Annotated in this window: 8 protein-coding genes and 1 pseudogene; 4 read left to right on the top strand and 5 right to left on the bottom strand. The window is 46.2% G+C overall.

The window, feature by feature from the left end:
• Nucleotides 1-37 precede the first annotated feature (37 nt).
• The 3 genes from pdxH to MD535_RS22095 all read left to right on the top strand — a co-directional run bounded on the left by pdxH (nt 38) and on the right by MD535_RS22095 (nt 2,634).
• Nucleotides 38-676, top strand: a complete 639-nt coding sequence (gene pdxH / locus MD535_RS22105) for a pyridoxamine 5'-phosphate oxidase (protein ID WP_265677256.1) — start codon at nt 38-40, stop codon at nt 674-676.
• A 286-nt stretch (nt 677-962) separates the two neighbouring features.
• Nucleotides 963-1,763, top strand: a complete 801-nt coding sequence (locus MD535_RS22100) for an AraC family transcriptional regulator (RefSeq protein WP_265677255.1) — start codon at nt 963-965, stop codon at nt 1,761-1,763.
• 205 nt (nt 1,764-1,968) lie between these two features.
• Nucleotides 1,969-2,634 (top strand): HAD family hydrolase, encoded by a 666-nt coding sequence (locus tag MD535_RS22095; RefSeq protein WP_265677254.1) that lies wholly within the window; start codon nt 1,969-1,971, stop codon nt 2,632-2,634.
• Between the two features lie 89 nt (nt 2,635-2,723).
• Here the strand turns inward: MD535_RS22095 and MD535_RS22090 are convergent, their stop codons facing one another.
• The 5 genes and pseudogenes from MD535_RS22090 to secD all read right to left on the bottom strand — a co-directional run.
• The gene (locus MD535_RS22090) at nt 2,724-3,401 is read right to left on the bottom strand and encodes a hypothetical protein (protein WP_265677253.1); all 678 of its coding nucleotides are present in this window, start codon (nt 3,399-3,401) and stop codon (nt 2,724-2,726) included.
• Between the two features lie 265 nt (nt 3,402-3,666).
• Nucleotides 3,667-4,320, bottom strand: a complete 654-nt coding sequence (locus MD535_RS22085; RefSeq protein WP_265677252.1) for a DedA family protein — start codon at nt 4,318-4,320, stop codon at nt 3,667-3,669.
• A 62-nt stretch (nt 4,321-4,382) separates the two neighbouring features.
• Nucleotides 4,383-5,474, bottom strand: a complete 1,092-nt coding sequence (locus MD535_RS22080; RefSeq protein ID WP_265677251.1) for a calcium:proton antiporter — start codon at nt 5,472-5,474, stop codon at nt 4,383-4,385.
• A complete protein-coding gene (secF, locus tag MD535_RS22075) occupies nt 5,471-6,373 on the bottom strand; it encodes a protein translocase subunit SecF (RefSeq protein ID WP_265677250.1) in 903 nt (300 codons plus the stop codon). The genes MD535_RS22080 and secF overlap by 4 nt, the downstream gene beginning before the upstream one ends.
• Nucleotides 6,374-6,375: 2 nt before the next feature.
• Nucleotides 6,376-7,668 (bottom strand): annotated as a pseudogene (gene secD / locus MD535_RS22070) (protein translocase subunit SecD); the annotation flags it as partial.
• 607 nt (nt 7,669-8,275) lie between these two features.
• Here secD and putA point away from each other — a divergent pair.
• Nucleotides 8,276-11,401: a bifunctional proline dehydrogenase/L-glutamate gamma-semialdehyde dehydrogenase PutA gene (gene putA / locus MD535_RS22065; RefSeq protein WP_265677249.1), complete on the top strand. Its 3,126-nt coding sequence runs from the start codon at nt 8,276-8,278 to the stop codon at nt 11,399-11,401.
• Nucleotides 11,402-11,410: the final 9 nt, after the last annotated feature.

Genomic DNA, 11,410 nt, shown 5'->3' with positions numbered 1-11,410 from the left:
ATAAGCGCAAAATTCTAAAAAACGTTGAGGAATGGTTATGGAACTCGAAGATATCCGCCGTGAATATTCAAAGGGTGGGTTACGTCGTCAGGATTTACTCGCAGATCCTATCGATCAATTTAACGCATGGTTAGAGCAGGCTGTTGAAGCTAAGTTAACGGATCCGACTGCGATGACAGTGGCAACGGTTGATGAAACAGGCCAACCATTTCAGCGTATTGTGTTGCTTAAAAATGTCGATAAAAACGGTTTTGTTTTTTATACCAATTTGGGTAGCCGCAAAGCACAGCATATTACCGTCAATAGCAAAGTCAGTTTACATTTTCCGTGGCATCCTTTGGAGCGACAGGTGCATATTACTGGAGTGGCGGAAAAACTCAGCACGTTAGAGAATATGAAGTATTTTTCTTCGCGCCCTAAAGAGAGCCAACTTGCCGCCATTGCCAGTAAGCAAAGTAGCCGAATTTCAGCTCGTGGTGTCCTTGAAGGAAAGTACCTTGAGTTAAAGAAGAAGTTTGAAAAAGGTGAAATTCCAGTGCCATCATTTTGGGGCGGCTATCGTATTCGACCCGAGTCCATAGAGTTCTGGCAAGGCGGAGAAAATCGCTTACACGATCGCTTTTTGTTTACAGAAGATGGTGTGGGTCAGTGGGACATCGAGCGTTTAGCGCCTTAATTATTTCCGCTGAGCATTAACTGTTTTTATATCTAGCCGCAATTATTGCGGCTTTTTTATATCAAAATCGTGAAATAGTTCAAATTACAACCACCGTAACTTATGGCTTCATGATCATGGTTCCGGAAGCTTGATCAAGTAAGGATCCTTTGTTGTGTTCCATAACTGCTTGAATTTAGCACTTGTGGTGGTCAATTTTGGTATTCGACTATGAATACCTTTTCAAAAATCGAGTGAAATCGCTATACTCTCGTTTTCTTCCTCGCGATGACTGGCGCCTTGAACCATGCCTAATAAATCAAACTTACCTCTTGATCATGCTTCCCCAAAACCGGCAGAAATAGTCCGTTTACCTTCTCATATGGACTCTCATGATCACCATTATTCGCAGGTAGTGATTGGTTTAAAAGGTCAGGCTGAATTTGAAGTGGGTGGCGTGGGTAACTTAGTTGGGCCGGGTCAGGGGTGTGTTGTCACATCAGGCCTTGATCATGCTTTCGGTGGCGTGGTTGATCAACCCGATATTTTGGTGCTGAATTTACCTATACCTAATGACGACGACCCTGAATTACTACATCGTATCAATGAGTTATCTAAGAATAAAACGTATTTCCAACTCGATACACAGATCCAAAAGCTGATACAGCTGCTGGTCGCCGAAATGAAGAATAGTCCCGATGATCTGTTATTGAGCCGCGCTTGCAATGATACGGTTGTTGCATTGCTACAACGTCATATTTCCGCGTTTAAAACTGCGCTACGAGATTCTCGTTTTGATCTTGAACAGATTGATCGCTATATCGATCAGCATCTTTCCCACAAAATATCGGTATCGCAGCTAGCGGGAAGTGTATTCTTGGGGGAAAGCCAATTTCATATGTTATTCAAAGAGCAGATTGGCATTACACCGCACCAATATGTGTTAAATAAAAGGGTTGATGCCGCCAAGCGCCTGATTGAGCAAGGGCATTTGAACTTAGGTCAAGTGGCCGAGTTAACGGGGTTTTCTGGTCAAAGCACTTTTACTCATGCTTTTTCGCGTTTACAGGGGATCTCCCCTTCTCAGTTTAAGAAGCGATTTCTTTGAGTTGACGATAGCGTTCATCTTTTCGACATTACTCTCTTTAACACTTAATACTTATCCCTTCGCCCTTTTCAATGTTCCTCACTCCAGTTACGTAAATCTAGGTAACATCAAGCTGTCATAATGATTGATTAGCATTACGTTCAATATTCGTTAGCGCCAATGTTGCTAATGTCGTCACACTCGCGGGAAGATAATGGAACGAATAATGCTTCAAGACTTGTATGTTTTTGATATGGACGAAACGCTTTTTGATGTCGACTGTGCGGTACTATGGCATGAGTTTTTGGTTGAGAAAGAAATCACGACAACCGCTAATTTTCGTGAAGAAGATGCTCGCTTAATGGCCCTCTATGCTCAAGGCGAGTTAGATATGAAGGACTACCTGAGCTTCTCGATAGCACCATTAAAAGGCATTTCTGATCGAGAGGTTGGATTATGGGTCGAGCAGTGTATCGATGAAAAAATTATGCCGCGTTTTTATCCTCAGGCTAAAGCTTTGCTTGCTAGCCTTAAGCGCGATGAGGTTGATACTGTTATGATTTCTGCATCGGTGAGCTTTTTAGTTAACGCCATCGCTCAACGCATTGGTATTGATGTGGCGATGGGGATTGATTTGGTTAAAGAAAAGAACACTTATACGTCAGAGATAGAGGGTGTTCCAACCTATCGTGACGGCAAGGTCATTCGTTTAAAGCAATGGCTTGTTGAGCAAAACCGGACCTATAAGGCTATTCATTTTTTTACCGATTCGATTAACGATCTGCCTTTATGTCAGTATGCTGACTTTGTGTATTTGGTTAACCCTTGTCGTCAATTACAGCGCTTGAGCCATCAAGAGCACTGGAAAGTACTGGATTGGAGTCGATCCTAAAACGGGTAAGTGCCCAGATGACAGTGATAACTGACGGACAGGATGAGTACCGTTTACCTGCGTTAGGGGAACGGTTTTCGTTACGGTGTTTAGAAACCCACTTTATAGGTAAAGCGTGAAAGGTGATCTCCTGCGTCGTATTGATAGGTATACACTACGGCTTGATTACGGTTAATGTTGTATCCTACATCCGCGGTGACGTCCCATGCTCGCAAATTGTCACGACGACCGTTGTCTTCCTTAATATCGTTTAGGTTGAAGGTATACTCTGGTGTGAAACTAAACCATAGGTTGCTTGCTGTGTTATAAATCATGCCAAAGGACAATTGGGTATAGTAGGCTTTATTCGTCATGTTCTGATGTTCGAATGAACCCAATGACATCCCTGGTACTAAGCGAACATTTTTGTTGAGTGGGACATTAACGTGTAACCCTGCTTCTACAGTGTTGGCCCTGATATTTCTGTTGTCGTAATTTGCGTCATAATCATAGCCAACGAAGTAGCCGACGCCTGACTTATTAATGACATTTAGCCTTAGGTCATGGTTAGCAAAATTGTCGTCGCTATGATAAGTCCCCAATAAACTCCAATCGTCGTTAACCTGGCTAGAAAATTGAGCATTGACATCAAAATCATGACTGCCATAGCCAACAGAAAACTTGTTGTATAGACCGTGCGGGTTGGATAAGTCGATATGTTTGTTCGCTAATACCGTCGTGGAAAAAAGAGTGGTTAGAATTGCGGTGATTGTGAATGCTTTGTTCATTGTTCTTCTCTGAATGTTAAGTCTTTCTTTCATCCATGAAGTGCTTAGCAATCCGTCGTATGTGTGTAGTTTCGAATAAGGCTACTTTAAAGTGAGTGGGTGGCCTTGACGATGAATTAGAGAAATGCACTTTTGGCTTTTGAAACCTGACAAAGAGAGTTTGGATGAACGTGAATGGGCACGCTACAGCCCTAGCGTTATTAGGGCTGAAAGATAAGAATTGCCACTGCCATCTTATTTAATTGGATCTGAGATAAAGCGATGTCTAGAGATTAACGCGTTCGCTTTTTGACGTTATATAACGATATAACAGCCCAAAGATAGCCGCCAAAACTAACATGAAGCTCATGACGAGTAGCCCTTTAGATATGAATTCTTGATAGTTACTGAGCTTTGGATGAATCATTAACCACTTCCCTGATAGCATTAATACCAAACACCAAATGACTGAGCTGGTAATACTTATGATCACTGTTCGGAAAATACTTAATTTAGATAAGCCCATTAACATTGGGGTCAGAACTCTGACAAAGGGAATGAAACGTGAGATGAACAGTGATAAGAATCCATAGTGATGCAGCAACTCCCTTGCTCTGGGCAAGGCATCATGGGGTAAGACGCGATCCAAAAAGGGAACAAGTCGTGTTTTGTGGAGAACTCTGCCTTGTAAATAGGCGTTAACACTACCGATTGAAGCCGCCAAACACAGTGCGCTGGCAGCCGGGTAAAAATCAACGATGCCAAGGCCGACTAACCCACCGACGAATAGCACTAAACTATCGCCGGGCAGGGGTAAGAAGACAAAGCTTGATTCGAGTAGCAAGATCAAAGCGAGCAGAAGTAAAAAACCGTTTAACGAACTGACTTGCTGCAAGGTTTCGAAATCGTGGTGCCATATGGCGACAAAAATATCCAACATTGGGATCCCCTCCGTAATATGAACACTCTTGTGCTGAGGCAGCACAAGAGTGTTGGGTGGAACTACTCAAACATCAAGATGATGTAGGCAATAAACAAGACGAGGTGAGCAACACCATTAAGGGAATTGGTTCGTCCGCTGCTAAAACTGACACTTGTCATCACGAGTGTAGTGGCAAGTAATACCATTTCTGCCGGCGCGAGCCCCAGTTGAATTGGCTGTTGGATGAGGCTGGAAATAAGCAAAACCGCTGGCACCGTTAACGCAATGGTCGCAAGTACTGAACCAAAAAACAGATTCATGGCACGCTGTAGTTGATTATTGAGCGCTGCTTTTGCCGCGCCGACAGCTTCCGGAGCTAATATCAAAATGGCGACAATTAAACCGCCTAAGGCTGGAGGAGCGCCGAGTAAACCGACAGTACCATCAATAGGAATGGCTAAGCTCTTCGCAAGCAAGATCACCACCAGCAGGTAACCAACGAGCATGAGGGAGTGATAAAGATTGCTGCCTAGCGGACCGTGGAACTCATGCTCATCCTGATGATCTTCATCCATAAAAAAGTGAGTATGGCTGCTGGTTTGTATGAATAAAAATACTGCGTATAAAACGATGGAGACCAGTACTAACGTTACGGTGAGCGTACTCGACATCGAACCAAGCTCATCCACGCTGGTGAAGTTGGGTAGTACAAGACACAACAACGCTAACGGCACGATAGCGACTAAGTACGACTTTAGGCCATCCAAGTTATACTTTTGCGTGTGATATTTGAGTCCTCCTATTAACAACGTAATCCCGACCAGTCCATTTAATACTGTCATGATCACCGCAAACATGGTGTCACGTGCCAATACTGGGTTGGCGTCTCCTGTGAGCATGACCGATGAAATCATCACGACTTCGAGCAAAATAACAGAGATGGTTAGGATGAGCGTCCCATAAGGGTCACCAAGCTTAATCGCTAGTGCATCCGAATGACGCACGACTGCAAATATCGCCGCCATGACGACTATAAACAGACCCGCTGTGAGCACCAAGCCCATTGTCGATCGCATTTGTGTTTGAAGTATGCCCTCTCCGCCAAACTGGAACAGCACGACAGTGAGGAGACCCAGTAAGAAAACCAACTCCTGCTTGATAAACCGAGTCATGGCAGAACCTCCTCAGATGTGGGCTTTTCGACGCGATAGTGTAATGGGCTAATACCGATGAGCTGAGGCAAAGTGACGCCTATCGATATTGACGACCATGTCCCGCTGGCGATGCCCAAGCACAAGGCAATTGCAAAACCTTCAAGAGCCGGTCCACCCAGTAACCATAGGCTGGATACGGTGACAAGCGTGGTGCCTGACGTGATGAGTGTTCTTGAAAAAGTGGCTTTTACGGCCTGATTAATGAGGGTATTGGCTGACTCCGCGGGTTTGGATTTAAAGAGTTCACGCGCTCGGTCTGCAATGATGATGGAGTCATTCAAAGAGTACCCTAATACCGCTAAAACCGCGGCGAGGATGGTCAGGTTGAACTCCATTTGAGTCACGGAGAAAAGCCCTAAAACAAGAACGACGTCATACACCAATGCCACCAACGCACCTAGCGCAAGTCGCCATTCAAAGCGATAGCTCAGGTATAACATGGTCAAGACAAAGCACGCTAAGATCGCAACGCCGCCCTGTTCGACCATATCTTGTCCGACTTGCGGGCCAACAATACTGCTATTGAGCACTTCCACATTGTGGCTGACTGACTCCAGTATGGGCGATAAGGCGAGTGCTTGATCGCCAAGTTGGTTATAGCGAAGAATCCATCGTCGAGGCTCTGTAGAGCTCACGACTTGAACGTCTTGCATTAACGCTTGTTCTAGATGGGATTTTATTTCGGTTAAATGTAACGCTTCGTCAAGGCGAACTTCGGCGACAATACCGCCAGTAAAATCCAAACCCCAGTTAAAGCCTTGAGTGGTAATAAACAGCGTTGCGACAACAAAAAGCAGCGCTGAAACCGCCGACATACTGTAGCGAACATGAGTGAGTGAATATTGAGATACATTCATGACTAAACCCTTACGTCACGGCGCTGATCACGCCCCCAAATGAGATTGATGATGGCACGGGACAAAAATACCCCAGTGAAAAGACTAGTCAGTAGCCCAAGACCTAGCGTGATGGCAAATCCTTGAATTGGCCCGTTACCGATGGTGTAAAGCGCGATGGCAACAATCATGGTGGTTAAGTTTGCGTCGAAAATTGAGCTAAAGGCACTGTGGAAGCCTTTATCGATGCTTTGTGCAAAGGTTCTCCCTTCACGCATCTTGTCCTTGATACGTTCAAAAATTAACACGTTTGTATCAACGGCCATTCCAACGGTTAATACCATACCTGCGATGCCCGGCAGCGTGAGGACAGCACCTGGAACAAGCGCAATGAGTCCAAATAAGCACACCATATTGGCCAGCAAAGCGAAGTTAGCAACCCAGCCCATCCGGCGATACCACAAAGCAATAAAGCTCAGTGTGAGCGCCAACCCAAGAGCAAGTGCAGCAAAGCCATTTTGGACATTTTCAGCCCCCAGTGACGGACCGATGGTTCTTTCTTCAATAATGGTGACAGGGGCGGTCAGCGATCCTGCTCTTAGCAGTAGCGCGAGCTCTTGAGCATCTTGCATGCTCCCAACCCCTGTGATTCTGAATCGGCTGCCGAGTTGAGATTGAATAGTGGCAACACTAATCACTTCACTTACCTGTTGGCTTTCGCCTTTGGCATCACGACTGTACTCGTTGTAGAGCGTCGCCATAGGCTGACCAATGTTGGCCCGCGAAAATTGCGACATTTTTCGGCCGCCAGCAGAGTCGAGCGAAATATTGACTTCTGCGGTTCCCATGTCGCTAATGCCCGCTCTGGCATCGATAATATGCTCACCCGCTAAAATGGCGCGTCGATGGACATTGACCGGATGACCGTCACGGTCGAGAAGTGATAGGGTTTGTCTGGTTTGTGTTGTGGGCATCGAGTGAAAGGCTAAAGAGGCAGTAGCACCGATCACGTCTTTGGCGGCAGCGGGGTCTTGAACGCCAGGCAGTTCAATGCGTATGCGGTTTTCACCTTGGCGTTGCACTGAGGCTTCTGTAATGCCTAACTCGGCGATGCGACCTCGCATGATTTGCAAGTTCTGTTGGACGGTGAGATTTCGCAGCGACACTTTCTCATCATCGGACAAAGAGAGCGTGATAGTGCTGCCACTGACACGGCTGTCCCAGTTCGAAAATTGACTACGAAGTAAAGCCCGTGCCGAGGTGACATCATGCTCGTTATAGAGGCTTATTTGAACCGACTCGTTCAATGCCGAACCATCGTCATCAGTATCCAGTGAATCTAATGTATCGTTGGCGAGTTGAGTCGAATTTAGTTGAATCGAATCTAGGGCAAGGGATGCACTGGCAGTAGAGTGAGGGGACGTCTCAAATGATGCGTACTCTGTCGCGCTCACAGTGTAAGTGCACACTGTAATTATTATCGCGATAAAGAGGTGATAGCAACGTTTAAGCAAAGTCAGTCGGTACTCTTGTTTTTGGCATCGATTTATTCGCTGGCAGTATACCGGATGGAGGTCTCAAAATGGGCAAATGTTGCGGTATTAAGTGTTAATAGATATTACCGCAGAGGCTATAGCGTTGTCTTAAAAGCACTATTTTTCATTCGTTATTTTTTGTGAGCAACGACAACCTTAAAGTAAATACTCAGATTCGTAACGAAACAATATGTTAATTTGATTGCAGAAAATAACGCCTCATATTGTTTTTTGAGATGTGACATTGTATTAGTTTTGTTAATAAGCGTAGAAAACAGCAAAAAGCTCGGAGTTTTTGACAAGTAATCGTCGTGCACTCACAATACACTCCCTGCCATTGTAGTACGCCTACCGCCTATTGCGGTTGGAGCGAGATTGAGGATGACGCATGTTTACAGCAACTGATGTGCTTAAAAAAGAGTTTGCCGAGCAACCGCTTGAGCAACTTTGGTCACTGATCTCTCCACTATACATGGTGGATGAATCACAATGGTTACAACAGCTTTTACCTTTGGCGACACCCTCCGGTGACGAAGCCGCACAAATACCGTTGAAAACCACGCAATTGATCAAGGCGATTCGCGCCGACAAAAATGCTATTCAAATGATTGATGCGTTGTTATTGGAATACAGCCTAGATACCCAAGAAGGGATCTTGTTGATGTGTTTGGCGGAAGCGCTCATGCGTATTCCAGACTCAGCCACTGCCGATGCGCTGATTCGTGACAAACTTAGTGTGGCAGATTGGAAGTCACACCTGAAAAGTTCAGACTCCGTGTTTGTGAACGCCTCGACGTGGGGCTTAATGCTCACAGGTAAAGTGGTAGGACTGGGTGATCAGGAGTCACAAAGCCCTGCTAAAGCAATGAATAAACTGGTGAATAAATTCTCTGAGCCAGTGATTCGTAAGGCGATGTACCAAGCGATGAAGATCATGGGTCATCAGTTTGTGCTTGGGCGCAGTATTAGTGAAGCGCAAAAGAACGGAAAGAAGATGCGTGATCGCGGTTTTACCTATTCTTATGACATGTTGGGTGAAGCGGCGCTAACCAAAGCCGATGCAGACAAGTATTTTAAAGACTACCTCATGGCGATTGAGGCCGTAGGCGGCGATAAGTATGGACTTGATACTAGCCCAGCGCCGTCAGTCTCTATTAAGTTATCGGCGCTACATCCGCGTTATGAAGTGGCGAATGAAGCACGAGTATTGACCGAGTTGTGTGACACGCTCACGCAATTGCTAACACGAGCACGTGAGCTTGATGTGGCGATTACCATCGACGCAGAAGAAGCCGATCGTCTGGAATTGTCGTTAAAACTGTTTGAAAAAGTTTATCGCAGTGATGTCGCGAAAGGTTGGGGAAAATTTGGCGTAGTGATTCAGGCCTACTCAAAGCGTGCTTTGCCAGTACTGGTGTGGATTAACGCATTGGCGAAGCAGCAAGGAGACCTTGTTCCCTTACGTCTAGTTAAAGGCGCGTACTGGGACAGCGAAGTGAAGTGGTCTCAACAAGCGGGCTACGATGCTTACCCGGTGTTCACTCGTAAAGAAGCGACAGATGTGGCGTATCTTGCCTGTGCAAGGTTTCTTTTAAGCGACAATGTCCGCGGCAATATCTTCCCGCAATTTGCTAGCCACAATGCGCATACGGTGACAGCGATTGCCACGATGGCACCGCACACCGACTATGAGTTCCAGCGTCTGCATGGCATGGGGGACTCCCTTTATGATCACGTCATGGAAACGCATAAACAGCCGGTTCGTATTTACGCCCCGGTTGGCAGCCATAAAGATCTTCTCCCTTATCTAGTTCGTCGTTTGTTGGAAAATGGCGCGAACAGCAGCTTTGTTCATCGTTTAGTGGATGCCCGCTGCCCAATAGAAACGTTAACGGTTCATCCTGTCGATGCGTTGAATGCCAATACTACCCTACATAATGATCAGATTGAGTTGCCGCCGAGTATTTTTGCCGATCGCAAGAACTCCCTAGGCGTCAATGTCGATATCGAATCGGAAGCGAAAGAGTACGAACACAAAGTTGAAGCCTTCTTGAGTAAGCACTGGAAAGGGGCGCCGATCATCAATGGCGTCTCATTATACGAAAGCATGATCAAGGAAGGCGCGACACTGGATACGATCACGGCGCCTTATGATCGTCGTATTGTCGTGGGTCAGGTGGCGATGGCAAACCATGATCATGTTTCCGAAGCGATCCGGATCGCTGATCAAGGTTATGCCTCATGGTCTAAGGTGAGTTATCAAGAACGCAGCGCGTGTTTGTTGAAGCTTGCGGATGCACTGGAAGATAACCTGCATGAGTTGGTTGCACTTTGTCACCAAGAAGCGGGTAAGACCATTCACGACTCTATTGATGAAGTGCGTGAAGCGGTCGATTTTTGTCGCTATTACGCGAAACAGCCGCAGGTCTTTGAGCCTCAATCATTACTTGGCTTTGACGGTGAATCGAAAACCTTTACTCGTCAGGGACGTGGTGTTTTCGTTTGTATTAGCCCTTGGAACTTCCCATTGGCGATTTTCTTAGGTCAGATTTCAGCGGCATTAGTCGCCGGTAATACGGTGGTCGCGAAACCTGCTGAGCAGACGTCTTTGATTGCAGTTAAAGCTGTTGAGTTGATGCTTGAAGCGGGCTTCCCCGCGAATACGATTCAGCTTATTACCGGCTATGGCGCAGATGTTGGTCATGCATTGACCTCTCACGATGCGATTGCGGGTGTGGCATTTACGGGCTCAACACCGACGGCGCAACGTATCAACAGTACGCTCGCTGCTCGTCAAGTTGCCCCGGTTCCTTTTATTGCGGAAACCGGTGGCCAAAATGCCATGATTGTTGATTCTACCGCGCTACCGGAACAAGTGGTACGTGATGTGGTACGCAGCGCGTTTGCCTCTGCGGGGCAACGTTGTTCAGCCCTACGTGTGCTGTTCGTGCAAGACGATATTGCCGACCGTGTTGTTAACCTGATTCAAGGTGCGATGGCGGAGCTAAAGGTCGGACTGCCTTACTTACATGCAACCGATGTGGGACCTGTCATCGATACAAAAGCGAAGGAAAAGCTTCTTAGTCATATTGAATCGATGCAAATCCATGGCAAAAAAGTGGCGCAATTGTCGTTAGACAGTGAGTGTGCGGAAGGGGACTTTGTGGCACCAAGTGCTTTTGAAATTGATGATATTTCTATTTTGAAAGAAGAGCAATTTGGTCCAATTCTGCATATTGTTCGCTTTAAAGCCGCCGAGTTACCCAGTGTTGTTGAGCGCATTAATGCGACTGGCTTTGGACTCACCTTGGGTATCCACAGTCGAAACGAATCCACTTACCGTTGGATAGAAAAACATACTCGTGTCGGAAACAGTTACATCAACCGTGACCAAGTAGGTGCGGTGGTGGGCGTGCAACCATTTGGTGGTCAAGGTTTATCTGGAACCGGGCCTAAAGCGGGTGGACCACACTATTTGTACCGTTTTACTGATGCTATTCAAGTATCGAAATAAGGAGAAAAA

This window comes from Vibrio qingdaonensis (genome assembly GCF_026191675.1).
GTDB lineage: Bacteria > Pseudomonadota > Gammaproteobacteria > Enterobacterales > Vibrionaceae > Vibrio > Vibrio qingdaonensis.
This window is presented reverse-complemented; position numbering and strand designations above follow the sequence as displayed.

Bases quoted from the DNA above. Each gene is read 5' to 3' on its own strand.
- MD535_RS22080 (WP_265677251.1), bottom strand. From the start codon at position 5,474: ATGACTCGGTTTATCAAGCAGGAGTTGGTTTTCTTACTGGGTCTCCTC.
- MD535_RS22090 (WP_265677253.1), bottom strand. From the start codon at position 3,401: ATGAACAAAGCATTCACAATCACCGCAATTCTAACCACTCTTTTTTCC.
- putA (WP_265677249.1), top strand. From the start codon at position 8,276: ATGTTTACAGCAACTGATGTGCTTAAAAAAGAGTTTGCCGAGCAACCG.
- secF (WP_265677250.1), bottom strand. From the start codon at position 6,373: ATGAATGTATCTCAATATTCACTCACTCATGTTCGCTACAGTATGTCG.
- pdxH (WP_265677256.1), top strand. From the start codon at position 38: ATGGAACTCGAAGATATCCGCCGTGAATATTCAAAGGGTGGGTTACGT.
- MD535_RS22100 (WP_265677255.1), top strand. From the start codon at position 963: ATGCCTAATAAATCAAACTTACCTCTTGATCATGCTTCCCCAAAACCG.
- MD535_RS22095 (WP_265677254.1), top strand. From the start codon at position 1,969: ATGCTTCAAGACTTGTATGTTTTTGATATGGACGAAACGCTTTTTGAT.
- MD535_RS22085 (WP_265677252.1), bottom strand. From the start codon at position 4,320: ATGTTGGATATTTTTGTCGCCATATGGCACCACGATTTCGAAACCTTG.